At 63.3% G+C, this 24,171-nt stretch carries 19 protein-coding genes and 2 tRNA genes; 13 read left to right on the top strand and 8 right to left on the bottom strand.

Annotation, left to right across the window (positions count from 1 at the left end):
• Positions 1–2: 2 nt before the first annotated feature.
• Positions 3–76 (bottom strand) — tRNA-Pro (locus tag VFO93_RS06880).
• 210 nt (positions 77–286) lie between these two features.
• Positions 287–757 (bottom strand): hypothetical protein, encoded by a 471-nt coding sequence (locus VFO93_RS06875; protein ID WP_325133610.1) that lies wholly within the window; start codon positions 755–757, stop codon positions 287–289.
• A gap of 441 nt (positions 758–1,198) precedes the next feature.
• Here VFO93_RS06875 and VFO93_RS06870 point away from each other — a divergent pair, with 441 nt between their 5' ends.
• The 4 genes from VFO93_RS06870 (at position 1,199) to VFO93_RS06855 (ending at position 4,321) form a co-directional block, all read left to right on the top strand.
• The gene (locus VFO93_RS06870; RefSeq protein WP_325133609.1) at positions 1,199–1,441 is read left to right on the top strand and encodes a hypothetical protein; all 243 of its coding nucleotides are present in this window, start codon (positions 1,199–1,201) and stop codon (positions 1,439–1,441) included.
• 54 nt (positions 1,442–1,495) lie between these two features.
• A complete protein-coding gene (locus tag VFO93_RS06865) occupies positions 1,496–2,476 on the top strand; it encodes an aspartate carbamoyltransferase catalytic subunit (RefSeq protein ID WP_325133608.1) in 981 nt (326 codons plus the stop codon).
• Positions 2,477–2,534: 58 nt separating this feature from the next.
• Complete coding sequence (locus tag VFO93_RS06860; protein ID WP_325133607.1) at positions 2,535–3,812, top strand: dihydroorotase; 1,278 nt, start codon at positions 2,535–2,537, stop codon at positions 3,810–3,812.
• A 314-nt stretch (positions 3,813–4,126) separates the two neighbouring features.
• Positions 4,127–4,321 (top strand): hypothetical protein, encoded by a 195-nt coding sequence (locus tag VFO93_RS06855; protein ID WP_325133606.1) that lies wholly within the window; start codon positions 4,127–4,129, stop codon positions 4,319–4,321.
• Between the two features lie 240 nt (positions 4,322–4,561).
• Here the strand turns inward: VFO93_RS06855 and VFO93_RS06850 are convergent.
• A tRNA-Ser gene (locus VFO93_RS06850) sits at positions 4,562–4,649 on the bottom strand.
• 264 nt (positions 4,650–4,913) lie between these two features.
• On the opposite strand from VFO93_RS06850, the gene VFO93_RS06845 reads away from it, so the two are divergent.
• The 6 genes from VFO93_RS06845 (at position 4,914) to VFO93_RS06820 (ending at position 11,976) form a co-directional block, all read left to right on the top strand.
• On the top strand, positions 4,914–5,909 hold the full coding sequence (locus tag VFO93_RS06845; protein WP_325133605.1) for a VWA domain-containing protein: 996 nt from the start codon (positions 4,914–4,916) through the stop codon (positions 5,907–5,909).
• Positions 5,906–6,952, top strand: a complete 1,047-nt coding sequence (locus VFO93_RS06840) for a tetratricopeptide repeat protein (protein WP_325133604.1) — start codon at positions 5,906–5,908, stop codon at positions 6,950–6,952. The genes VFO93_RS06845 and VFO93_RS06840 overlap by 4 nt, the downstream gene beginning before the upstream one ends.
• A gap of 191 nt (positions 6,953–7,143) precedes the next feature.
• On the top strand, positions 7,144–8,325 hold the full coding sequence (locus VFO93_RS06835; RefSeq protein WP_325133603.1) for an acetyl-CoA C-acyltransferase: 1,182 nt from the start codon (positions 7,144–7,146) through the stop codon (positions 8,323–8,325).
• 158 nt (positions 8,326–8,483) lie between these two features.
• Positions 8,484–9,914, top strand: a complete 1,431-nt coding sequence (locus tag VFO93_RS06830; RefSeq protein ID WP_325133602.1) for a toxin-antitoxin system YwqK family antitoxin — start codon at positions 8,484–8,486, stop codon at positions 9,912–9,914.
• A 247-nt stretch (positions 9,915–10,161) separates the two neighbouring features.
• Positions 10,162–11,268: a prolipoprotein diacylglyceryl transferase family protein gene (locus tag VFO93_RS06825; protein ID WP_325133601.1), complete on the top strand. Its 1,107-nt coding sequence runs from the start codon at positions 10,162–10,164 to the stop codon at positions 11,266–11,268.
• Positions 11,269–11,328: 60 nt separating this feature from the next.
• Entirely contained in the window at positions 11,329–11,976 is a 648-nt protein-coding gene (locus VFO93_RS06820) for a hypothetical protein (RefSeq protein ID WP_325133600.1), read from the top strand.
• Positions 11,977–11,994: 18 nt separating this feature from the next.
• On the opposite strand, the gene VFO93_RS06815 is transcribed toward VFO93_RS06820, so the two are convergent.
• The 5 genes from VFO93_RS06815 to VFO93_RS06795 form a co-directional block, all read right to left on the bottom strand.
• A complete protein-coding gene (locus tag VFO93_RS06815; RefSeq protein WP_325133599.1) occupies positions 11,995–14,532 on the bottom strand; it encodes a DNA topoisomerase 3 in 2,538 nt (845 codons plus the stop codon).
• Between the two features lie 115 nt (positions 14,533–14,647).
• Complete coding sequence (locus VFO93_RS06810; RefSeq protein ID WP_325133598.1) at positions 14,648–15,067, bottom strand: hypothetical protein; 420 nt, start codon at positions 15,065–15,067, stop codon at positions 14,648–14,650.
• 262 nt (positions 15,068–15,329) lie between these two features.
• Entirely contained in the window at positions 15,330–16,448 is a 1,119-nt protein-coding gene (locus VFO93_RS06805; RefSeq protein WP_325133597.1) for a glycoside hydrolase family 43 protein, read from the bottom strand.
• 106 nt (positions 16,449–16,554) lie between these two features.
• Positions 16,555–18,540 (bottom strand): TonB-dependent receptor, encoded by a 1,986-nt coding sequence (locus VFO93_RS06800; RefSeq protein ID WP_325133596.1) that lies wholly within the window; start codon positions 18,538–18,540, stop codon positions 16,555–16,557.
• A gap of 146 nt (positions 18,541–18,686) precedes the next feature.
• Positions 18,687–19,595 (bottom strand): DUF3078 domain-containing protein, encoded by a 909-nt coding sequence (locus tag VFO93_RS06795; protein WP_325133595.1) that lies wholly within the window; start codon positions 19,593–19,595, stop codon positions 18,687–18,689.
• Positions 19,596–19,750: 155 nt separating this feature from the next.
• Here VFO93_RS06795 and VFO93_RS06790 point away from each other — a divergent pair, with 155 nt between their 5' ends.
• From VFO93_RS06790 to VFO93_RS06780, 3 genes are all read left to right on the top strand, one after another.
• A complete protein-coding gene (locus tag VFO93_RS06790; RefSeq protein ID WP_325133594.1) occupies positions 19,751–20,899 on the top strand; it encodes an acyltransferase in 1,149 nt (382 codons plus the stop codon).
• 14 nt (positions 20,900–20,913) lie between these two features.
• Positions 20,914–22,077 (top strand): acyltransferase, encoded by a 1,164-nt coding sequence (locus tag VFO93_RS06785; protein ID WP_325133593.1) that lies wholly within the window; start codon positions 20,914–20,916, stop codon positions 22,075–22,077.
• A gap of 286 nt (positions 22,078–22,363) precedes the next feature.
• Complete coding sequence (locus tag VFO93_RS06780) at positions 22,364–24,022, top strand: glycoside hydrolase family 28 protein (protein WP_325133592.1); 1,659 nt, start codon at positions 22,364–22,366, stop codon at positions 24,020–24,022.
• Positions 24,023–24,171 lie beyond the last annotated feature (149 nt).

Here is a 24,171-nt window from a genome sequence, read left to right as displayed (position 1 = left end):
AGTCGGGGTGGCAGGATTCGAACCTACGACCTCCTGGTCCCAAACCAGGCGCGATACCGGGCTACGCTACACCCCGAATTACAAAGAAGTCTTCTTTGCTTTTCTCCCCTGTTCCTCACTCAGGAACGAGCAGAGTAGCAGAAACGACTGCTTTTCTCCGTGTTTAATCCGTTTGATTGCTGCAAAGGTACGTGCCAGCGGCCAAACGGCCAACTTTTGGCGGCTGGCCGGGCGCGGGGCCCCACGCGGCCTGGCCCGGCAAGCCGTTTTGAGGCGAAAAGCTGCTTTACGGCAGCCGGGCGGGGTCGCTTTCCGGCACGGCCGCTGCATCCGCAATGCCCAGCCCCACGCTCACTACGCTGGCCGGGGCCTCCGTGTACAGCTGGAAGGGAACCGCCGCTTCGGCGCGCACCAGCGCACGCACCGGATAGCGCCTGACGCCCAGCCGGGTATAGCTTTTAGAAAACCACGTCACCAGCAGCACCGGGTTTTGGTAGCTGGCAAAGGCGGCCAAACTCACCAGGTGGCCCTGTAGCACCAGCCGGCCCTGGGGCGTGCGGTAGGAGGCGCCCGTGGCCGCCAGGTAGCGTTGCGGCGCATGCTGCTCTTGCCGCAGGAGCTCGGCCCGCAGCTCTTTGTCTAGTTGGGGCCGGGCGGCGGTGGGCGCGGCGGCCTTATCGTGGGGCGGCGCTTGCTTGCAGGCCGGTAGCAGCCCCGAAAGCGCAAAGGCGCAGGCAGAAAGAAAAATTTTGCTCATAATGCAATAGCTCCGCAAAAATAAGCCCGCTACCGCGGCTAGCCCCGGGGCCAGGGCGGCCTGCACGCCCTGGGCCTACCTACCAGGCAGTTGGTAGGCACCCGTTTTCACAGGCACAAAAAAACCGGCCAGGGGCTGTCATCCGGGCCGGTTTCTTTTTAAAGGCAAGCGCCACACTTCAAACGCTTGCGCCACAAAGGTACGCCAACTTTGGTAATTATTCATCCAATCTTCATTAAACAGATTTGGGCTTCGCAGTTCAACATTCCCCGTTCCGGTCGCCTGCCCAGCCAGCGCCGCCAGCCGGCCCGAGCTACTACCGTGGAGTGCCTCAACCTGACGGTTTTTTGCTTTTCTGCGCGCCAGATGCACCGCTAGCCTCAACGGAAATTTTTGCCCACCATGCTCGCAGGACACGTAACAATGCCGTAGCTTTGCCTAATGCTTCAGCCGAAAAACTTGTTGACGAAGCGCGAAACCCTGCGTAGCAAGGAGCCGCGAATGGACCGTAAGGTCTTCGCCACCATTGATTTTCCCGATTTCGCCTTTGGTGTTTCTATTGTTTTTTCTACGTTTTGCCCCGCTACCGTTTCGGATTCCGAAACGGTTTTTTTATGCCCGCTGGGTTTGGCCGCAGTTGCTGCGCAGTCAGTCAGTGCGCTCGCCATGGGTAGTGGCCGATAAGCCTTGCCCTTGCCTCTTTTAGCTAGTCAACCTCATTTATCCTCCCCTACCGGTATGGCCCGTAAAGACCTGCTCGACATTGCCTCCCTCCACCGCGAGGAAATCGAGTTTTTGCTCGACCAATCCACGTCGTTCAAAAAGCTGTTCACCCACTCGGTGAAGAAAATTCCCGCCCTCGAGGGCAAGTCCGTGCTCATGCTGTTCTACGAGGCCAGCACGCGCACGCACTCTTCGTTTGAGGTGGCGGCCAAGCGCCTCTCGGCCGAGGTCACGAACTTCGACGTGGCCCACTCCTCCATCACCAAGGGCGAGTCGGTGCGCGAGACGATTGAGACGCTCCAGGCCATGCGCACCGACTACATCGTGGTGCGCCACAGCCACCCCGGCCTGCCCGGCATGATAGCCCGCCAGACTACGGCCTCGGTTATCAACGCCGGCGACGGCGCGCACGAGCACCCTACCCAGGCGCTGCTCGACGCCTTCACCATCAAGGAGAAATTTCCCGACCCGCGGGGCAAGCGCGTGCTCATCATCGGCGACATTCTGCACTCGCGGGTGGCGCGCTCGACCAGCACGCTGCTGCAAAAGCTGGGCGTGGAGGTCGCCTACCTCGGGCCGGGCTCGCTGGTGCCCAAGTACGTGCCGGAGAGCATTCAGCGCTTCACCGACTACGAAGCGGCGATGGCCTGGGGGCCCGACGTGGTGTATCTGCTGCGCGTGCAGCTAGAGCGCCAGGACGTGCAATTCTTCCCCAGCGTGCGCGAGTACCACCGCGTCTACGGCATCACGAATACCCGGCTGGCCGAAATCCGCGACCGCGGCCTCTACATCATGCACCCCGGCCCGGTGAACCGAGGCGTGGAGCTTTGCGATGCCGTGATGGACTACGAGCGCAGCCTCATTACCAACCAGGTCGAAAACGGCATCTCCATCCGCATGGCCGTGCTCGACTGGCTCACGCCGGGCGGCGACTTTCCGAAGCAGGAAGCTTATGCCGCCCGGCCGCGCGCCGGCTCGGCGCTGCTTATGCCCTAGTGCCCACCTTACTTTTCATCTTCAACAACCCTAGCTGGTTTACCGCAATTAGTACGTTATGCTTCTCCTTCAAAACGCCCGCATCGCCGCCGAAAATTCACCCGAGCTTGTCGCGGGCGATGTCCTCATTGTCGAAGGAATTATTCAGGCCCTCGGGCCCAAACTGGCCGTGCCCGAGGGCGCGCGCGTCATCGACGCGCGCGGCCGGGTGCTGCTGCCGGGCATGTTCGATGCCCACGTGCACTTCCGCGCCCCGGGCTTCGAAAACAAGGAAACCATCACCACGGGCAGCGAGGCGGCCATCAACGGCGGCGTGACCGGCGTGGTGATGATGCCTAACACCCGCCCGGCCCTCGACTCTTCGACCGCCGTGGCCACCGTGCTCGAAAATGCCAAGCACCGCGCCCGCATTCCGGTGTACACCTCGGGCTGCGTCACCAAAAACCGCGAGGGCAAGGAGCTGGCCGAAATCGAAGGCATGCGCGGCCTCGGGGTGAAGATGCTCACCGACGACGGCGACACCACCAACGACCCGGCCGTGCTGCTGCGGGCCATGCAGTACGCCACCGAGTTTGGGATGTTTTTTGCCAGCCACTGCGAGGTGCCCGAGCTGGCTGGCCCGCGCGCCCTCAACGAGGGCGTGATGAGCTACCGCCTGGGCATCAAGGGCTCGCCGGCCTGCGCCGAGGAGATTATCATCGACCGCGACATCCGGCTGGCCCGGGCGGCGGGCGCGCACGTGCACATTCAGCACGTGTCGAGCAAGCTCGGCATGGAAACCATTCGCTGGTGGAAATCGCGCGGCGACGTGAAGGTGACGGCCGAAGTGGCCCCGCACCACCTGCTGTTTACCGACGAGCACATCGGCGACTACGACACCAACTACAAGATGAACCCGCCGCTGCGCACGCAGGCCGACTGCGACGCGCTGCTCGAAGGCCTCAAGGAGGGCGTGTTTGACCTTATCGCCACCGACCACGCGCCGCACACGCCGTTTGAGAAAGCCCAGGATTTCATCAGCGCGCCCAACGGCATCACCGGCCTCGATACGGCGCTGGTGTCGCTGCACCACTTCTTCGTGGAGCCTCAGAAATTTGGCTGGGACTTGGTAGTGAAGCGCTACTCGGCCGAGCCCCGCCGCCTGATGGGCCTGCCGGTGGCCACCATCGAAGTAGGCCAGCCCGCCGACTGTGTCCTGTTTGATACCGAGGCCGAAACGACTTTCACGCGGGACTTTATGAAGTCAAAATCCCAGAACACGCCCTTTATCGACCAAACGCTGAAAGGCCGGGTAGACCTGGTAGTTTTGGGCACGGAAATCCTGCTGGAGCGCTAGTAAGCCGGCTATTTTGAGGCCAACAACCAGGCGGGTGTCGCGGCGCAAAGGTGCGCTGCGGCACCCGCCTGCGTGCTACTTACTACCACCAGCGCAGTAGCACGCAGGCGGGTGCGTGGAAAGTGCGACTGCCAGCCCAGCCAGGCGAAACCACGCGCAACCACCCAAGCTACCGAGCCCCGAGCGCGCCACCAAAGCATCCCTAACCACTTATACTATTGCAGGCTACAAGCTGTACTTATTCAGCTTATTCCGCTACCTTGTAGGAGTTATTATTTACCCGCGCGTTTCCGACTGTTTTTCTTACCATCCGCATGATTAATCTAGAAATAGGCCAAACCTATCTCATCGACTGGGGCAAGACTACCAGCGAGTTGCACATTCTTGAAATAACGGCGGACGGCATTCGGGGCACGCTGGTGAGGAAGGCACTGGGCACCGGGGCGTGGTATTTTAGAAAAGATATAGAGGCCAGGGTAATCAAACAGCTAGCCGGCGAGTGGCTTTAGCCCGATACCCGGCTAGCCGGGCTTTTTAGTGCACCCGCTGCGTAACGAAGGAGGCGACTAGCTGGTACCCGCGCCCGGAGCCCGTAAGGTTCTTCTCATACTTGCAAAAACCCTGTCCGGCTCGGGCAGGGCTTTTTTGCGTCTGGCTGCCGGCCGTAGCCACTTTTTGAAGTAGAAGGCTGCCGGCGTGGCGGGCTTAGAAAGAAAAAAGCCCTTTGCGCAATGCAAAGGGCTTTTAAGCGGAGAAGGGGGGATTCGAACCCCCGGTAACCTTTAGAGCTACGGCAGTTTAGCAAACTACTGGTTTCAGCCACTCACCCACTTCTCCGTGTTCGTGGCTTGCTGCGGCGTTGAAGGCCTTAGCGGCTGCAAATATACAGCGGCCGTTCAAAAATCAGCAGTTTTTTTTGAAGTTTTTATGCGGCCGCTGCGTGGCCGCTTCTGCTTTGGGCTGGCAGTGCGGGGGTTACGCTTGCGCTGGCCTGTTGTTAAAAGTGTCTTTTCTGGCCTGCCAGTAGGCCCGGCGCTAGCTTTGCGGGGCAGCGGTGGCCTTTGGGGCACCGCGCTGGCTACTCCGCATCTGGCTTTTCTTATGTTCACCTGGGCTTATCCCGATTTTGCGTCGGCCATTTTGGGCGCGGGGCTGCTGGCGTTGCTACTAGGCCTGCAAGTGCAGCGCACGCGGCGGCTGGGGCGGCGGCTGGGCCTGGGTAGCCGCCGCCTAGCCTGGAAGCTGCCGCTGCGGCTGGTAGCCGGGGCGCTACTGCTGCTGGCGTGGCTGGGGCCGGCGCTGGGCATGCGCAGCCAGGCAGTGCGCACCAGCGGGCTCGATTTGTGGCTGCTGGTTGATGTGTCGCACTCGATGGACGCGGCCGATGTGACGCCTACCCGCCTGCTACGCACCCAGGCCGCGCTGGCCGAGCTGGTGGCCGCTTTCCCGGCCGACCGGCTGGGGCTGATTGTCTTCGGCTCGGAGGCCAGCGTGCAGTGCCCGCTCACGTATGACCAAACGTCGTTGCAGCTTTTTCTGAGCACACTCAGCACCCGGCTGCTGCCGCCGGGGCCCACTACCCTGCGCGCGCCGCTCGACTTGCTGCTGGCGCGGCTCGGCGCTGCTAGCCCGGCGGCCGGGGCCGCCCCGCCCCGCGCCACGGCCGCCGTAGTGCTCAGCGACGGCGAAGATTTTGGTGAAAACCTGGAGCCCGTGCTGCGCGAGTTGGGCCGCACCGGGGCGCGGGTGTACACCGTGGGCGTGGGCACTGCCGTGGGTGGCCCCGTGCCGGCCCCCGGCAACCGCACCAGCCTGCGCGATGCCAAAGGCCGCCCCGTGGTGAGCCGCCTGCGCGAAGCCTCGCTGCTGCAAGTAGCCGCCCAAACCGGCGGCCAGTACGTGCCGCTCAACAACCGCGAAAACGGCTTGCCTACCCTGCTAGTCGGCCTGCGCAACCTGCCGCCCACCAGCAGCGCCGCTACCAGCCGCCTTGTGCAGGTGGCCGACAACCGCTACCGCTACCCGCTGGGTATCGCGCTGGCTTTGCTTTTACTCGACAGCCTGCTAACCGTGCGCGTGCTGCGCCCCGAGCAATGAAAATCAGCCTATTGACCCTGCTACTACTGGGTGCCGGGCTGCCGGGCTGGCGCTGGCTGCTGCACGTGCGCGCCCACAACGCCGCCCAAACCCAGGCCCAGGCCGCCGCCCGGCGCGGGCAGGCCGCCGAGGCCGTGTATTACTACCAGCAGGCCGTGGCGCTGGCTAGCCGCCCCGGCCCTACCCCCACCCTACTCCTCAACCTGGCGCAAACCCAAACCCAGGCCGGGCAAACGGCCGCTGCCCGCACTACCTATGGCCACCTGCTGGGCCCGGCCGTGCCGGCGGTCATCGGCAGCGCCGCACGGCAGCAGCTGGCCGTGCTGCTAGCCCAGCAAAAGCAAGTGGCGCAAGCTCTCGCTTTACTAAAGCAAGCGCTGTTACTGAATCCAGCCAACGCTACCGCTCGCTACAACTACGAGTTGCTGAGCCAGTACCTGGCCAATCAGCCCGACGCCACGCCCGCGCTGCCTACCCCGCCCCCAACTCCCGCGCCAGGCGCTAAAAAAACCGCTGACAAGAAACAGAAAGCCCCTCAGCCTGGCAACCAAGGCACCGCGCCCAGTGCCGGCGAGCAGCCGGGCACCAGCCGCCCCGGCACCGCCCCTACCCCCGAGGCCGATGCAACAGCCCCGCCGCAACCCGCGCCGGCTAGCCCCTCTCCCAGCGCCGCCGGCCAGCCCAACCAGCGCCCTACCGCCAATGCGGGCAACAAGACCCCGAGCGGCTTCCAACCCGGCAGCGGCCCCGAGCGCTCCCTGCCCACCGGCACACAGCCCGGCCGCCAGCGCGGCCTCGATACCGGCGGGGGTGCTGGCACCAGTGCCCCTGCCGGCCGCAGCCAGCGCCCCGGCACCGAGCAGGCCACCGATGCTGACCTCCAACTGCAAACCCAGCGCGAGCGCCTCAAAGCCATGAACCTCTCGCCCGCCCAGGCCCAGCAATTGCTCGAAGCCCTGCGCGCCAGCGAGCAGCAATACTTGCAGCAGCGCCCCCGCGCCCGGCAGGGCACGCCCCCGCCGCCCGGCACGCCCACGTGGTGAGTGGAGGAGTGGAGGAGTGGAGGAGTGGAGGAGTGGAGGAGTAAAAGATACTCGGAGTTTGGGATTGGGTTGGAAGGCTGCTTAAAAAACGGGGGGCGTACTTTTGCCTGTGGCAGCGCCTGTTTGTTTTTGCCACTACCAAGCACCAGGCACTGTGCACCAAGCCCTAAACCCACCCCTCCCACCCCAACATGCAAGTAAAAGAAGTAGTTATCGTAGCGGCCGTTCGCACGCCCATCGGCTCATTTGGCGGGGCGCTGGCCTCGATGTCGGCCACCGAGCTCGGTGCCATCGCCCTGAAAGGCGCTTTGGACAAAGCCGGCGTGGCTCCCGAACTGGTTGAGCAGGTTATCATGGGCAACGTGATTTCGGCCAACCTCGGCCAGGCGCCGGCCCGGCAGGCGGCCAAAAAAGCGGGCCTGCCCGACACCGTGGAATGCACTACCGTTAATAAAGTGTGCGCCTCGGGCTCGAAGGCCATCATGTTTGGTGCCCAGGCCATCATGCTGGGGCAGTCGGAAGTGATTTTGGCCGGCGGCATGGAGAGCATGAGCAACGTGCCCTACTACCTCGACAAGGCCCGCTTCGGGGCTAAGTATGGGAATGGCCAGATGATTGACGGCCTGGTGAAGGACGGCCTCTGGGACCCCTACCACGACTATGCGATGGGCAACGCCGCCGACGCCACGGCCGAGCACTACGGCATCAGCCGCGAGGAGCAGGACGCCTTTGCGCGCCAGAGCTACGAGCGTAGCGCTGCCGCCGCCCAGGCTGGCAAAAAGCAGGAAGAGATTGTGCCCGTGACCATTACGGTGCGCGGCAAAGACACCGTGGTGAGCGACGACGAGGAGTACACCAAAGTGCAGTTTGAGAAGTTCGCGGGGCTCAAACCCGCCTTTACCAAAACCGGCACCGTAACCGCCGCCAACGCCTCGACCCTCAACGACGGGGCCGCCGCCGTGCTGCTCATGAGCCGCGAAAAAGCCGACGAGCTGGGCATCAAGCCGCTGGCGCGCATCCGCGGCTTTGCCGATGCCGAGCAGGCGCCCGAGTGGTTTACGACCACGCCTTCGCTGGCCATTCCGAAGGCGCTGAAAAACGCCGGGCTGGAAGCCAAGGACGTGGATTTCTACGAAATCAACGAAGCCTTCTCGGTCGTGTCGCTGGCTAATAACAAGCTGCTCAACCTCGAAGGCACCAAGGTCAACGTGTACGGCGGGGCCGTGAGCCTGGGCCACCCGCTGGGCGCGTCGGGTGCGCGCATCGTGACTACGCTGCTGAGCGTGCTAAACCAGGAAGGCGGCAAAATCGGCGTTACCGGCATCTGCAACGGCGGCGGTGGGGCCAGTTCAATAGTGCTGGAAAAACTGTAGCGCGAGGGTTCGCAAGGTTAAAAAAGGTTTCGCAAGGTTTAAGCTACGACAGCATGTCTGGCCTGAACCTTGCGAAACCTTTTTTAACCTTGCGTGGCTTTGCGCTAAAAAATGGCGCATTCGCGTTAAAGCACCCTATGCGATACCTGTTGCTTTTCTTGCTGCTCCCGCTAGCCGCCCAGGCCCAGCGCCAGCAGCGCATCGTAGTTTATTTCGACTCGACCAAAACCCGCCCCCGCGAGATATTCCGCGCCCTCGTGGCCGCCGACACCGTGATGCAGGGGCCCTACAAGCGTTTTTACCGCAGCGGCCGGCTCGAAGCTCAGACCCGCTACACCGACGGCAAGCGCGATTCGGTGTATGTCGAGTTTCACCCCAACGGCCAGCGCCGGCTCGAAGCCACCTACCGCGAAGGCATCCGGCAGGGGCCGTTTAAGACCTATTACGAAGGTGGCAAGGTAGCCCAAACCGGCACCTTTGTGGACGACCAGCCCAGCGGGCCGCTCACCACCTACCACCCCACCGGCGAAATAAAGCTGCAAACCACCCTCGACGCCAAGGGTCAGCCCAATGGCGCCGTGCGCGAACTCTACGCCAGCGGCCAACCCGCCGCCGAAGTCACCTACGCCAACGGCCAGCCCAACGGCGCGGTTAAGTTCTTCTACCCCAACGGCAAGGTGCAGAGCGAAGGCACGTTGCGCGGCGGCCTGCTAAGCGGCTCGTACAAAACCTACTACGACACCGGCCAGCTCGAAAGCGAAACGGTGATGAACGACAAAACCGGCAAGGGCAGCTACCGCTCGTACTACCCCACCGGCCAGCTCCAGACCGAGGGCACCTACTCGCCCGCCGCCGTGCGCGAGCGCGCCGTGACCAACAAGCTCGGCGACGACCTCACCAAGCGCGCGGCCCCGCGCACCGGCACCGCCGCCCTCGACGGCCCCGCTACCTCCTACTACGAGAGCGGTAAAGTGAAGAGCAAGACCACCTTCCGCCTCGGCGTGCCCACCGGCCGCGCCCTCGCCTACTACGAAAGCGGCCAGCTGAAAGAGGAAATTGACTACGCTGCCCAGGGCCGCGACCGCAAAATAACGCGCTACTACGACGCCGCCACGCCCACCCGCGAGGCTGAGGAGCAGTACAAAAACAACCACCCCGTGGGCACTTGGCACGAGTACTTCCAGGATGGCAAGTCGCCCCGCAAAGTCGAAACCTACGCCCCCACCGGCCGCCTGCAAGGCGAGCGCCTCACCTACTTTGACAACGGCCAGGTGCAAACCCGCCAACAGTACGAGAATGGCCAACAAACCGGCCTCGGCGAGCAGTTCTTTACCAACGGCAAGCTCTGGAAAGAAGGCACTTACCTGAAAGGCCAGCTCTCGGGCCCCTATCGCGAGCTGCGCGAAGACGGCACCCTGGCCGAGGAAGGCCAATATAAGTTTGGCAAAACCAGCGGCCAGTGGACCTACTACAAAGCCGACGGCCGCGGCATCGACCACCAGGTTACCTTCCGCGACGGCAAGCCCGTAGGCTCGGGCTCGCGGCCGAAGCTGAATGGCAAGCCCTACGTGCCGAAAGCCAAGAAGTAGCGGGCTACTAGAGCTTGATTTGTAAAGTCAGATTGTCGGCTAGTTTTTAGCCTGACAATCTGACTTTTACTTTTATGTCCCTGCTTAGGCTAGCATCAGTTAGTGGGCACTATTTTATTTTGAAGCGGAACGCAAGCGGCTAGCTTAGCGAGTGCAGCTGCCTGTCAGGCAGCGCGTTCGCGCTATGGCTCTATTTTACTCGCCGCCCAGTCCGCACGGGCACTGTTACTACGAAGGCAGCCAACTGATGGCCTTTGCCCTATACGTTGGGTTGCTGCTGGCCCAGGGCTACCGGCGCGGCTACGCCTGGCGCAGTTGGCTGCCGCTGGTAGCGGCTGCCACGCTGGCGCTGGTATTGGGCTGCCAGCTCGTCTTTCTGGCCCCCGCCGACTGGCTGGCTTGGCTTGGGGGCGATGTCGAGTTGGCGCGGACCGTGGCGGGCGGGCCGCGCTCGGTGGTGGGTGGCGCAGCGTTTAGCCTGGGGGCGGTGCTGGCGTTGCGGCGGGCGCTGGGCTTCCGGGGCTGGGGCGTGCTCGATGCCTTTGCCGGGCCGCTGTGCTGGGCGCTGGCGGTGCAAAGCGTGGGCTGCGTGCTAGTTGGCTGCTGCTGGGGCGAGCCCACGGCTACCGGCACCTGGGGGCTGCTGTACGGGCCGGGCACGCCCGCCTACGCCGCGCAGCTTGCGCAGGGGCTGCTGGGGGCCGGCGCGCCGCACGCGCTGCCGGTGGTGCCCACGCAGTTCTATCACCTGCTGCTGTGCGCGGGCACGGGGCTGGCGCTGCACCTGCTGCGTCGCCGGGCGGCCGGCTGGCCGGGCGGCAGCCGCTACCTGCTGGCTATGGGGCTGTTGTGCCTGGGGCGCTGGGGCATAGAGTTTTGGCGCGATGCAGCCGGCGAGCCACTGCTGGCCGCGCCGCTCGCGCTGGCGGGCTACGCCTTGCCAGGCCTGGGCTTGCAGTGGCTGCTGCTGCTCGAAGCTGCCGCGCTGCTGGGCGGCTGGGGCTGGCTGGTGCGCCGGGGCCAGCCGCTCGGGGCCGATGCTCTGGTGCCCGCAGGCCGCACGCCCGCGCTGGTGGGGCTAGGCTTGCTGGCCGCCACAGCCCGGCTGGCGCCGGGTACGCTCAGCCTACCCGAAACGCTGCTACTACAAGCCCTGCTGCTGGCGGTGCTATTGGCCGAGGCGCGCACCGCACTGCGGGCGCTGGGGCGCAACCTACCGCGCCTGGCGGGCTTGCCGCTGAGCTTGCCACTGGCCGGCGCGCTACTCCTGGCCACGGCCCAGGCCCCCGTGCCCCAGCAAACGAACGCCCCGAGTAAAACCATTACATTAAGCGGGGGCGTGTTAGGCAACTAACACGACGCCGAAGAAAACATTCTGGAAAACAACGGCGGATGCAGCAGCAAGCAGCCGCTGGTGCTACAACAGCGGGTGCGGGCGGCGGGCGGTGAGGTAGCCGTTACGACCGCCTATTCGCCCACCCGCAGCAGCACCTGGGGCGGCGGCGTGTGGCTGGGCGAGCAGCGGGTTGCCATCCAAACGCTGCCTACCTCCCAGTATCGCTTCATCGCCCGCGATACGACAATCAGCTATTTTATGAGCGATATTCACTTGTACCGGGAAGAGCACTTTGGCCAAGAATGGCTTTCCTTCGGCGTGCGGGCCGGTTTGCACATGGGTTCGCTGGGCTATTTTAGCTATTTCGATAATGGCAATGCCCGCGGCACCGCCTTCCTGATGCCCGAGCTCATGCTGAGCCTCGGCAACCCACGTCTGCTTTATGGGCAAGCCGACGTTTGCTACGGTGCTGAAAACACGCTGGGGGCTTACACCGCACGCGCCGGCCTGGGCTCGGGCCTGGGGCAGGCAAGCGGCACCACGCTACTTGCTGGCTACGCCCACTCGCCGCACTACCCCAGCCCAAACCTTGCCTTCGTAAGCGCCAGCCTGCGCCTACCCAGCAGTACCGGCCTGAGTGCGCTTAGCCTGGAGCCCTACTTCGCTACCGACTTAGCCAGGCACAATATATTCAGCCTGAAGGCCAGCTACCGAATAAGCAAGTAGTGACAATGTAAGGGTAGACTACCCGAACACCGGCACCACGCGCCCCTCGTCTACCTTCAGCGCAGCGTCGTACTTCTTACCGGTTTTGGCCGACAAAAAGCCTTTGATAACGCCCGTTTCGCCCTTGCGCAGCAGTTGGCGCAGCTGCGTGTCGGTCAGCTTCTTGCCGCCCCACTCGAAGGGCACCCGAAACTGGCAGTCTTCGCGGAAGCGCGAGCAGCCGAAGGCGCTGCTACCCTTGAGCATGGTGCCGAGCCGGCACACCGGGCACGGAATCTGGCCGGGGTCGGTGGCGGTGGTGGGCTTGCTTTCGGCGGCGGGCACGAGCGCGGGTTGCAGCTGGGCATCGAGCGTGAGCGCGCCGTCGAGCTTCTCGCCCGCGCCCGTCACGAAGCCCTTGATGAGCTGCGTGCGGCCTTTGGCGAGCAAGGCTTTTACCTGCGGGTCGGTCAGCTTTTTACCCAGCACCTCGGCCGGCAGCCGCCACTGGCAGCCCTCGCGGAAGCGGGCGCAGCCGAAGGCCGTTTTGCCCCGCAGGATGTGGCCGGTTTTGCAGGCTGGGCAGGTGCCGAGGCCGGCTTGGCTTTCTGGTTTCTGATTGTTCGATTTTGAGGCACCGGAGGCTGACGCGGCCATAGCTTTTTCGGCGCTACCAGTCGTAACGGCCCGCCCGCTGCGGTCGGTTTTCACCTCCTGCACCATCTCGCGCACCAGGCCTTTCAGCTCTTCCAGAAACTGGTCGGAGGGCAACTCATTGCGCTCAATCTGGCGCAGCTTCTTTTCCCACTGGCCCGTCAGCTCCGCCGATTTCAGCGTCGGGTTGGCGATTAGGCCAATCAGTTCCACGCCCGTGGGCGTGGGCAGAATGCGCTTTTTATCGCGCCGGATGTAGTTGCGCTTGAACAGCGTTTCGATGATGGCGGCGCGGGTGCTGGGGCGGCCGATGCCGTTTTCCTTCATGGCCAGGCGCAGCTCGTCGTCGTCGATGTTGCGGCCGGCCGTTTCCATGCCGCGCAGCAGGCTGGCCTCGGTGTAGTCTTTGGGCGGCTGGGTCATCTTGCTTTCCAGGCGCGGCTGGTGCGGGCCGCTTTCGCCTTTGGCGAAGCTCGGCAGCACGGTGCTTACGACGTCATCGTTGTCTTCGGCACCAGTAGCGGCCTTTTCGCCGGCTGGCGCGGCGGGCTTGGGCGCGGCCTGCTGGGTAGGGTCGCCGTACACCACGCGCCAGCCGGGGTTGAGAATCTGCCGGCCGCGCACCCGGAACAGGAAGCCCGCCGCCTCGGCCAGCACGGTCGTGTTGCTGACTTCGCAATCAGGGTAAAACGCGGCGATGAAGCGCCGCACGATGATGTCGTACACGCTGCTTTCCATGCCGCCGCCCGGCCCGCCACTCCCCGTCGGAATGATGGCGTGGTGGTCCGTTACCTTGTTATTATTGAATACCTTGGGCGTCTTCGGAATCTTCTGTGCCAGCAGCGGCGCGGTCAGGTTCGAGTAGCCGATGCCCCGCAGAATACCGGGGATTTTGGGGTACACGTCGTCGGGCAAAAACGTGGTGTCGACGCGCGGGTAGCTCACCGCCTTCTTCTCATACAGGGCCTGCACAATCTTGAGCGTGTCCTCGGCCGACAGCCCCAGCTGGTTGTTGCACTGCACTTGCAGCGAGGTCAAATCGAACAGCCGCGGCGGCGACTCGCGCCCCTTTTTAATCTCCACGTTCGTGACCGTGAGCGGCGCGGGCCGCACGGCTTCGAGCGCCTTTTTAGCCTCGTCTTCCTTCACGAAGTAGCCCAGCGCCCGCAGGCGGCTCTGCTCGTCGGGCGCGTCCTGGGCTTCTTTTTGCTCGGCCTCGGTGTTGATGCGCGTAAATGTGGTGTCGCGGTACTGCGTCTTCAGCACCCAATATGGCTCGGGCTTGAAGTTCTGAATTTCGTGGTGGCGGGCCACAAGCAAGGCCAGCGTGGGCGTCTGCACCCGCCCGATGCTCAGCAGCTGCTTATCCTGGTAGGTGGTGTATTTCAGGGTGAAAAGCCGCGTGGCGTTCAGGCCCAACAGCCAGTCGCCCACGGCGCGGCTGCGCCCGGCCTGGTACAGGCTGTCAAACTCCTTCCCATCGCGCAGGTTATTGAAACCCTGCCGGATAGCTTCCTCAGTGAGCGACGAAATCCAGAGCCGCTTCACGGGCTTGCGGCACTTGGCTTCGTGGATTACCCAGCGCTGAATCACCTCACCCTCCTGCCCAGCGTCGCCGCAGTTGATGACTTCGGTGGCCTCGTCGAGTAGTCTTTTTATCGTGTTAAACTGCTTCACCACGCCGTCGTCGCGGCGCATGAGCTTGATGCCGAACTGCTCGGGTATCATGGGCAGGTCGTGCAGGTTCCAGCGCTTCCACTCGGGGCGGTAGTCGTCGGGCTCCTTGAGCTGGCAAAAGTGGCCAAACGTCCACGTTACCTGGTAGCCGTTGCCCTCGTAGTAGCCATCCATGCGCCGGTCGGCCCCGATGACCTGGGCAATTTCGCGGGCTACACTGGGCTTTTCGGCAAGGCAAACTTTCATCGCAGATTCAAACGGATTTTTAGGATTTCGCAGATACGCCCGGCTGCGCCGGGCTGACTGGTTTAATCAACAAAAATACGCTGCGAAAAGGTCGGCTTCATTTATAATGGGCCCCTCAGAAATGTTTGATGGCGGGCGCGTCTGTGAAGTATTTGGACTTGAGCTTCCGCCTGATTTTTGGCGAAAGACGCTGCGCCTGAAAAGCCACTAGGGCTCGCTCCTCTGCTTTTCTTCGGTAGCGCCTATGGGATATCAAATTAGCCACTTCGTAAGGAGCCGCTGCGATAGGGTAAACAGCCGTACCGATGCTGTTGCCATCTAGTAGAAAACCGAGCGCTCCCGGAACAACTAACAGGCCGGTAATAATGTAGCTCCGCGCTCTCCGCGCCGCAAACAGCCGATGAATGGCTGCTGCTGTGTCGGGTGCGGCCTGGGCCGCTACCAGCGAATCGGGCCGGGGAGTAACAGGGGAATTTTGGGCTACGGCCGCACCAGTTGCCACCAGCAATGCAAGAAGAAGGAAGAAGTAGCGCATGAGAAGCTTAGCAAGGTGATAGTGCGAAATACGCAGCTATTCAACCAGCTAGCTACTCTGCCACTCATCGCGTCAAAGTCCTTTTTCATCTCATACACCCAGCTCTTTCACTGCTACATACCTTACCCGAGCAGTAATAAGTGAAGTCAGTTAATAGCAGAAATAAATTACTTCCCTTCTACTTGCTTCCTACAAAAAAACACGGGCTGGCGTGCGAGAAAACTACTCGCACGCCAGCCCGTGTTCACAATCCTACCTAAGCTTAGCTGCCCGTGCCGGGCTCAATCGGGATGATGCTGCCATCGGCCCGGCGCTTGAGCTCGGTCACTTTCACGTTGCGGAGCCAGGTTTTACCGCTGAGCTGGGTGTCGTGGTAGAAGATGTACCACTTGCCTTTGAACTCCACGATGGAATGGTGCGTGGTCCAGCCCTGCACGGGCGTCATTATCACGCCTTTGTAGGTGAATGGCCCGGCGGGCGAGGTGCCCTCGGCGTACACCAGCAGGTGCGTGTCGCCGGTCGAGTACGAGAAGTAGTATTTGCCCTGGTATTTGTGTAGCCAGCCGCCCTCGAAGAACCGGCGCTTGGTGTCGTTGGCTTTCAGGGGCTTGCCCAGCGAGTCGAGAATTACCACGTCCTTCACCGGACCAGCAAATTCCTTCATGTCGGGCGCGAGGCGCGCCACGCGGGCATTGAGAGCGGGCTCGTCGCCATCGGGCTTTTTCTCGGCCGCGTTGGCATTGTAAGTACCAGTAGCCCAGCGCTGCAGCTGGCCACCCCACAGGCCACCAAAGTACACGTAGCTCTGCCCATCGGTGTCGGTAAACACGGCCGGGTCGATGCTGAAGCTACCCTTAATCGGGTTGGGCTCGGCCTTGAACGGCCCGGTAGGCGACTTGCTCGTGGCCACGCCCAGCCGAAACACGTCCTGCTTATCCTTCACCGGGAAGTATAGGTAGTACGTGCCGTTTTTGAAGGCCGCGTCGGGGGCCCACAGCTGCCGGCCGGCCCACGGAATATCCTTGGTATCGAGCGCCACGCCGTGGTCGGTGACCTTGCCGCCCACGCTGTCCATCGACAGAATGTGGTAGTCGCGCATGGCGAAGTGGTCGCCCTTATCGTTTTCAGGCATCCCCGTCTCAATGTCGTGCGAGGGGTAGATGTAGATTTTGCCATCGAACACGTGCGCCGACGGGTCGGCGGTGTAGATGTCCTTGACCAGCGGCTCGGTCAGAAACTTGGGCTTGGCGGTGGCCGCCGAGTCGGCGGCGGGCTTATCGGCCGTGGCAGCAGCTTGCTGCTTGTCAGCACTTTGGCAGGCGGCGGCCAGGGCCAGCGGGGCCAGCAGCACCAGCTGCCGGGCACGAAGAGAACGGGACATAAAAAAGGTGGGGAAGTAGAACCGCGCGCAAGTTATGCGCCGCCGTTTTGCGCCAGCTATCGCACTCGTTGCGATAGGCTTGGGCTGAAAAATTTACTGCATAGCCTTACTTGCGCAGCGCCACTCGTACGCCCGCCATCAGCCAGCGCGTGGGCATCTGAGCCCCGAGCAGGTCGGAATATTTGGCGTTGAACAGGTTCTGGGCCTGGCCCACCAGCCAGAGGCGCTCGGGTAGCAGCGCCACGTCGAGGCGACCGTTGAAGACGGCGTAGCTCGGCGTGAGGGCGGCCACGAGCTGGCCGTTGGTGGGCGTCACGGTCGTGTTTTGCTCGGGGCGCACTTTGTACACGCCGCCGAAAGCCAGCGTGAAGCGCCGGTGCGTGAGGCTGAGGTTGCCGGCCACGAGGTGGCGCGCCACATTGGAGAGGTACTGCGTTTGCACGTCGCTGTTGTTGGCCACGTGCACCCAGGTGTAGCCCACGCTGCCATCGAGGCGCAAGCCGGGGCCGAGCTGGGCGCGGGTGGTTACCTCCGTTTCGACGCCCTGGGTGCGTACCGATACCAGGTTTTCGGCCAGGCGGTACGTGCCGTTGGGGTTGATGTTGGTGAAGCCCGTCGTCGCGATTACCTGGCTGCCCGAAGCCACCATGAAGTCGATGAGGTTGCGGCTGGCCCGGTTGAAGTACGTGCTACGCACCGTGAGGGCGGGCAGCGGCTGGTAGTCGAAGCCCGCCTCGTAGTTCATGGTGCGCTCGGAGGCCAGGCCGGGGTTGCCCACGCTGAAGCCGCTGGGCACGGTGCCCGGCCGGATGGCCGAGTTATACTGCTCCGTAAAATTGGGCGCCCGGATGGCTCGGCCCACCGCGCCGCGCACGGTCAGCTTTTCGCTGAGCTGCTGGCTGGCATTGAGCTGCGGCACTACCTCAGTGCCGTAGCTCTGGTCGTGGTCGAGGCGCAGGGCGGCCGTGAGGTTGAGGCCCGCCGTGGGCGCGATGGCCGCCACCGCAAACACCCCAGTGTGCCACAAGGCATGGTCGCCGCGGTCGTTGCTTTGCACGGCGCGGCGGTCGGCCTGCCCACCCAGCGTGGCCCGCACTTTGGGCGAAAACTGCACTTGGTGCTGTCCCTGAAAGTTGAGGTAGTGGATGAGGTGGTCGTTGGCCACGGAGGTCGGCGTGTACACGTACACGTCGGTGCTGGCCGCACCCACCACTTGCAATTCGGTGCGGGCGCGCTCATTCCACTCGTAGCGCACTTGGCCCTGGTACCAGTCGCGCGAGGTAGTCTCGCGCGAGCGGTCGCCGCTGGCGGTGGTGTAGAAGTTCTGGGCGTTGAAATCGCGCCTATCGAAGCTGGCGCGGGCCGCCGCGCTCAGCTTGCTGGTTAGCTCATAAGCGCCCGACAGCGAGTAGGTATTAAGCTTGAAGTCGTTGCGGTTGCCGCCGGGCAAATCGAGCAGCTGGCCGCTGGCCGTATTATTGAGAATACCACCCGCCAGCCGCAGCCCTTTGTCCTGGCCATAAAAGCCGGCGTTGGTGCTTTTCAGGCCGTACTCGCCGGCCAGGAAGGTGCCAGCCAGCTCCGCACCATCGGGGCGGTGGGTGGCGGCGAAGGTCTTCGTCACGATGTTGATGAAGCCGCCCACGGCGTCCGGCCCGTAGAGGGCCGCGCCCGGCCCGCGCACTATTTCGAGCTGCTCTATCTCGCTGGGCGCGATGGGAAAATAACCCGCGAAGTGCCCCGTGAGCGGGTCGTTGAGGCGCATGCCATCCAGCAAAATCAGCACCTGGTTATAGGTCGAGCCGCGCAGCGTGATGTCGGCCTGGGTGCCGAAGCTGCCGCGGCTCTGCACCTCCAGGGCGGGCAGCAGGCGCAGCAGGTCGTCGAGCGAGGCCACCGGGTAGCGGCTGAGGGTGCTGCCGGGCACCACGGTCACGTAGCGGCCGCTTTGGCCGGCGAGCTGGCCCAGGCGGCTGCCGTACACGGTTACTTCGGTGAGGCGGGCGCTGTCGGCGGGGGTAGCATGCTGGGCCTGAGCGGCGAGCGGCAAAGCCAGCGCGAAAGTTGCGGCGGCGGGTAAAATTCGGGGCATAAAACGGCGTTGAAAACGGCCGCAAAGGTAGCCTGGTCGTAACGCTAAGCTCCAGCTTGGCGCGTGAGCGTAGCGAACATCTGCGTAGGCAAACGTTGGCAGGCGCGGCTGCTCGCTGCGCTCGCTCGCCAAGCCGGAGCTTGGCGTTACTTAGCCGTGGCGGCGCGCTCGCGGCTCAGCAAAATGCCAATGGCCAGGCTCTGGCTGTACTGCACGGTCGCGTCCTGGTCGTAGTCATAAATCACGATGCCGCTGAGGCTTACGTTGATGTACTTATTGACCTTGGCCGTGAGCGTGAGGTCGAGCCGGTGGTCGATTTTCTGCGGCGTGAAGGTTTCGTAGTTGCCAAACAGCACGTAGCGCGCCTTGAGGTTGGCATTGGGGCCGAGCGGCTGGTCGAGCTCGGCCAGGGCCTGGGCGGCCAGCACCTCCCAGCGCGTGCTGTGGCCGGGGTTCACGCCGTAGATAACGTCGGTAGGCGCGCCCTGAAAGCGGGCAATGTCGCGCACTACCGTCAGGCGCGGCGAAAAAGGTGACAGCCGCAGCTTAAACCGCGTGGACGGGTGAAATTCAATTCCGTACGAGCTCGTGATGTAGGCCGGCGCAAAGAAGTTGGACACCAGCCGCGCCTGGTCGTCGGTGTACTGGTAGCCGGCCGCAAACTGCGTCAGCAGATTGATTGACGTAAACAGCCCCCATTTCTTGGTCAGGTCGTAGCCGTAATTGGTATCAGCCCACAGGCGGTCGAGCGTCTTGCGGTAGCCCTGGTTTTTGGCATACTGAAAGGCAAACAGAAAATCGGCCTGGTTGGCCCAGGTGTGGCGGCCGCGGTGGTAGGTGGCCTTGCCGTTGAAGAGCGCGCTCAGCCCCACGGTGCTGGCCCCACCGCCCTTCCAGTTGTCCGACAGCAGCGACTCGTTGGCGTTGAGGCCCGCCTTCAGGCTGGTGGCCCAGTAAGAAAGCCGCACTGAGTCGGCAGGGGGTGCGGGCGCGGCCGTTTGGGCGCGGGCAGCGGCTGACAGCAGGCAGCAAAAAGCAGGGGCGAGTAGCTTCATAAGGAGCTGTTTAAGTACATTCTATGCAGAGCTGGCCGCCAGCGGCGGGCCGTAGCGCTAGCTTTGCAGTTCGCGTCCGTCGGCGAGCACCCGCACGAACGCGAACTACAAAGTTCGCGCTACGACCCGCCACGGCAGCCTTATTTTGCGGGCTGATGCCGACCACCGCCGCTGCTACCCGCCCCGCTTTGCCCTACTACCCAGCCCTCACCGGCCTGCGGGCGGTGGCCGCTTACCTGGTGTTCATGCACCACTTCCGGCCCGCCGACAGCCCTGGTTGGTACGAGCGCCTGACGGGGCAGCTGTTCGTGGGCGTGAGCTTGTTTTTCGTGCTCAGCGGCTTCGTCATTGCCACGCGCTACCAGGGCGGCGTGCAGCTCACGCGGCCCTGGTGGCGGCGCTACCTGTGGCGGCGGGTGGCGCGCATCTACCCGGTTTATTTTCTGCTCAATGGCTGGTCGCTGTACCAGCAGCTGTTTCCCATTGGGCCGGGGCAGTGGGCTAACAAGCTGCTACTCATTGGCATCAGCCAAAGCCTGCTGCGCGGCTTCTCCAATACGCTGCTTTACGTGGGCTTGCCGCAGGGCTGGTCGCTCACGGTCGAGGAGTGCTTTTATTTCACCGCGCCGCTGCTGCTGCTGTGGCAAAAGCGCTGGCGCGGCGCCCCGCTGGCTTTTGCGCTGCTGATGCTCGGCATTGGCTTGGCGCTGACGGCCTTGTGCAACGGCCGGCCGGCGCTGCACGGGCTGTTTGGGTCGTATAAGGCGCTGTTTTATTACACCTTTTTCGGGCGGGTGCTGGAGTTTGTATTGGGCGTATTGCTGGCGCGCTGGTGGGCCGGCCGCGCCGCCAACGCGCCCGCTGCCAGCCCTACCCTACCCTGGCGCACGCTGGGCGGCGCGGGGCTGCTACTCCTGACCGTGGGTTTGCTGTACTGGGTTAATTCGCCCATCGACTTCTACCAAGGGCCGCGCTACCCGGCCGCCACGCTGCTTAATAACGTGCTGTTTCCGTTGGGCGCGGTGCTGTTGCTGGCCGGGCTGCTGGCCGAGGGCAGTTGGCTGCGCAGTGCCTTATCTACCAAGCTAGGGCAGGCGCTGGGGCGCAGCTCGTACTTCTTTTACCTGCTGCACATCAGCGTATTCAGCGTGTGGTGGCACGATACCTTTGGCTGGGGCCGGCACATCGGGGCGCAGTTTGGGGCTACCGTGCTGCTTTCGTGGCTGGGCTACCGGCTGCTGGAGGAGCCCCTACGCCGCTGGCTGCTGGCGCGGGCACCGGGCCGCGCTTCTTCTCCTGCTTAGCTTTTTTTTGCGCTATGGCGTCTTCTTCGGTGGCCGACCGGCCTGCTTACTACCCCGCGCTCACGGGCATTCGCGCCGTGGGGGCGTTTTTGGTGTTTTTCGTGCATTTCCGACCCATCGGCACGCCCGAGCTGGTGGGCCGCATTGCCACGGCGTTCTACATCACACTCAGTATGTTTTTCGTGCTGAGCGGGTTTGCCATCGCGCACCGCTACCAGCACAGCGTGCGTCTCGACCGGCAGTGGTGGCGCAGCTACTTCTGGCACCGGGCGGCCCGCATCTACCCTACCTACCTGCTGCTCAATACGGCGGCCCTGGCGCGGGTGTACTGGCCTTTGCCGGCGGGCAAGGAAGCCAACGCCTTAACGCTTATATTTTTGAGCGAAAGCATGTTGCGCGGCTTTTCCAATACGCTCAAGTACGTGGGCGTGCCGCCCGGCTGGTCGCTCACGCCCGAGGAATGCTTTTACTTTTCGGTGCCTTTTCTGCTGCTGCTGTGGCGGCGGCGGGGCCACTGGGGGGCCGTGGGCTTTGTGCTGGCGATGGTGGCTACGGGCCTGGTGCTGACGGCCTTGTGCAAAGACCGGCCCGCCCTGCACGGTTTTTTTGGCACCTACCACCACCTGTTCAACTTCACCTTTTTTGGGCGGGTACTGGAGTTTACGCTGGGTGTGGGGCTGGCCCGCTGGTGGGGCGGGCGGCCCTCGGGCCAGGCAGCGGGCGTGCCCTGGCTGACGCTGGCCGGCACGCTGTGCATCGTGCTCACCATCGCCGCTTTGGCTTGGATAAACTCGCCCCAAACTCCCTACGACGGCAACCTGTACCCGTCTACCATCTTCCTCAACATCGTCGTTTTTCCCATGAGCATGACCTTGTTGATGGCCGGGCTGCTGGCCGAGCGTACCTGGTTTCGCACCTGGCTGGCCACGCCGTTTATGGATGAGATGGGCAAGCGGTCGTACTTTTTTTACTTGCTGCACGTGGGTATTTTCAGCGTGTGGTGGCACGATACCTTTGGCTGGGGTCGGCACATCGGGTTGCAGCTGCTGGCCACCGCGCTGCTGGCCGAAATCGGCTACCGCTTCTTCGAGCGGCCCATGCACCGCTGGCTGCTGGCCCGCACGGCAGGCCGCCAAAAGCAGCCAAACCAGCCCGCAGTCGCCCCGATTCAGAGTTGAATGCTATTTGCCTTGCTGAAAGCAGGGCAGTAGCGCAGGGCAGCGTAGTGCCGCAAAAACCGCTTGGCTAGCCCATCGACGGTGCCCTACAGGCCCACTGGCAACGTTACCGGCAACGATAGCGCAAATAAATCGGGCCGCTCGCTTGCGCCGTTGGCTTCGGCGTGGTAGTATTCCCGGCCGATTTTGGGCTGGCTTTTGCTAGCTGGCTTCGAATTGTGCTAGTTGCGTTGTTCCCACCCCTTCGCCGTGGCCGCTCGCGGCCGGGCTGCTCTTTTTCTTGTTTATGAAGCACTTGTTGCTCGTGCCCGGCGCGGTGTTGGCGCTCGCGGCGGCCCGCCCTGCCCTACCCACTACCGCCGCCGAGCTGCCCACCGTGCGGCAAGCGCAGTTTAAAAAAGATACGTTTAATCTGCGCCAGTACGGGGCCGTGGCCGATGGCCAGACGCTGAACACCAGCGCCTTCCAGAAAGCCATTGCGGCGTGCGCGGCCAACGGCGGCGGCACGGTGCAGGTGCCGGCCGGCCTGTGGCTCACCGGCCCCATCGTGCTGCAAAACAACGTGAACCTGCACCTCGCCAACGGCGCGCTCGTGCAGTTCACGCCCGACCGCACGCAGTACCCGCTCGTGAAAACTACCTGGGAAGGCGAGGAAGCCATTCGCAGCCAAGCCCCGATTTCAGGCGTTGATTTACAGAATATTGCCATCACCGGCAACGGCACTTTCGACGGCAACGGCGACGTGTGGCGGCCCGTGAAAAAGAGCAAGCTTAACGAAAGCGAGTGGAAAAAGCTGGTGGCCTCGGGCGGCGTGCTCAACGATAAGAAGGACTACTGGTACCCCTCGGCCAGCTCGCTCAAGGGCAACCTGCTGGCGAGCAGCGGCCAGAAGCGTAAGAGCCTGAACCCGGCCGACTTCGACGACATCCGCGACTACCTGCGGCCCAACATGCTGAGCCTCACGCGCTGCAAGCAGATTTTGCTCGAAGACTTCACCATCCAAAACTCGCCGGCCTGGACGATTCACCCGCTGCTGTGCGAGGACATCACGCTGCGCCGCGTGACGGCCAAAAACCCCTGGTACGGCCAGAACACCGACGCGCTCGACCTCGAATCGTGCCGAAACGGCGTGGTCGAAAGCTGCACCTTCGACGTGGGCGACGATGGCATTTGCATCAAGAGCGGCCGCGATGAGGAAGGCCGCAAGCGTGGCGTACCCACCGAGAATTTCGTCTTCCGCAACTGCCGGGTGTACCACGCCCACGGCGGCTTCGTGATTGGCTCGGAAATGTCGGGCGGCGCGCGCAACTTGTTCGTGAAAGACTGCTCCTTCATGGGCACCGACGTGGGCTTGCGCTTCAAAACGGCGCGCGGGCGCGGCGGCGTGGTCGAGAACATCTACGTCGATGGCGTGGCCATGAACAACATCGCCGGGCAGGCCATCCTGTTCGATATGTACTACGCGGCCAAAGACCCCGTGCCGCTGGCCGGTGAGAGCACCGCCCCGCCCGTGATTGAGGCGCAGCCGCTGGGCGAGGGCACGCCGCAGTTCAAGGGCTTCTACATCAAAAACGTGGTGTGCAAGGGCGCGGAAACGGGCATCCTGGTGCGCGGCCTGCCCGAGATGAGCATCAAGGATATCAACCTGGAAAACATCACCTTGGAAAGCCAGAAAGGCATGCTGTGCCAGGAAGCCGAGAACATTCGCCTCAAGAACGTAACCCTGCTCTCGACCGAAACCAAGCCCGTGCTCGAAGTGCAGAACAGCAAGAACATCAGCTTCGACAACCTGCGCTACGCCAGCGGGGCCGACCTGCTGCTGCGCGTGACGGGCGACCGTAGCCAGGGCATCAAGCTGGTAAATACGAATACTAAATTGGCTAAGAAGGACGTGGAACTGGGACAGAAGGTTGGGAAGAAGGCGGTGGTGGTAGCGGCGAAGTAGCCGCCCTAGCGTGTTACCCCACCCCCCGGCCCCCTCCCCTCCGGGAGAGGGGGAGCCTGACGCATTTTTGCTGGTTCTTTTATTGAAATAACCCCTGCATTTCGTCACTCAATCGTCAGGCTCCCCCTCTCCCGGAGGGGAGGGGGCCG

The sequence above is a fragment of the Hymenobacter sp. genome (genome assembly GCF_035709525.1).
Lineage (GTDB): Bacteria > Bacteroidota > Bacteroidia > Cytophagales > Hymenobacteraceae > Hymenobacter.
This window is presented reverse-complemented; position numbering and strand designations above follow the sequence as displayed.

Bases quoted from the DNA above. Each gene is read 5' to 3' on its own strand.
- VFO93_RS06835 (WP_325133603.1), top strand. From the start codon at position 7,144: ATGCAAGTAAAAGAAGTAGTTATCGTAGCGGCCGTTCGCACGCCCATC.
- VFO93_RS06855 (WP_325133606.1), top strand. From the start codon at position 4,127: ATGATTAATCTAGAAATAGGCCAAACCTATCTCATCGACTGGGGCAAG.
- VFO93_RS06795 (WP_325133595.1), bottom strand. From the start codon at position 19,595: ATGAAGCTACTCGCCCCTGCTTTTTGCTGCCTGCTGTCAGCCGCTGCC.
- VFO93_RS06780 (WP_325133592.1), top strand. From the start codon at position 22,364: ATGAAGCACTTGTTGCTCGTGCCCGGCGCGGTGTTGGCGCTCGCGGCG.
- VFO93_RS06790 (WP_325133594.1), top strand. From the start codon at position 19,751: ATGCCGACCACCGCCGCTGCTACCCGCCCCGCTTTGCCCTACTACCCA.
- VFO93_RS06815 (WP_325133599.1), bottom strand. From the start codon at position 14,532: ATGAAAGTTTGCCTTGCCGAAAAGCCCAGTGTAGCCCGCGAAATTGCC.
- VFO93_RS06810 (WP_325133598.1), bottom strand. From the start codon at position 15,067: ATGCGCTACTTCTTCCTTCTTCTTGCATTGCTGGTGGCAACTGGTGCG.
- VFO93_RS06800 (WP_325133596.1), bottom strand. From the start codon at position 18,540: ATGCCCCGAATTTTACCCGCCGCCGCAACTTTCGCGCTGGCTTTGCCG.
- VFO93_RS06845 (WP_325133605.1), top strand. From the start codon at position 4,914: ATGTTCACCTGGGCTTATCCCGATTTTGCGTCGGCCATTTTGGGCGCG.
- VFO93_RS06840 (WP_325133604.1), top strand. From the start codon at position 5,906: ATGAAAATCAGCCTATTGACCCTGCTACTACTGGGTGCCGGGCTGCCG.
- VFO93_RS06875 (WP_325133610.1), bottom strand. From the start codon at position 757: ATGAGCAAAATTTTTCTTTCTGCCTGCGCCTTTGCGCTTTCGGGGCTG.
- VFO93_RS06870 (WP_325133609.1), top strand. From the start codon at position 1,199: ATGCTTCAGCCGAAAAACTTGTTGACGAAGCGCGAAACCCTGCGTAGC.
- VFO93_RS06805 (WP_325133597.1), bottom strand. From the start codon at position 16,448: ATGTCCCGTTCTCTTCGTGCCCGGCAGCTGGTGCTGCTGGCCCCGCTG.
- VFO93_RS06785 (WP_325133593.1), top strand. From the start codon at position 20,914: ATGGCGTCTTCTTCGGTGGCCGACCGGCCTGCTTACTACCCCGCGCTC.
- VFO93_RS06825 (WP_325133601.1), top strand. From the start codon at position 10,162: ATGGCCTTTGCCCTATACGTTGGGTTGCTGCTGGCCCAGGGCTACCGG.
- VFO93_RS06860 (WP_325133607.1), top strand. From the start codon at position 2,535: ATGCTTCTCCTTCAAAACGCCCGCATCGCCGCCGAAAATTCACCCGAG.
- VFO93_RS06865 (WP_325133608.1), top strand. From the start codon at position 1,496: ATGGCCCGTAAAGACCTGCTCGACATTGCCTCCCTCCACCGCGAGGAA.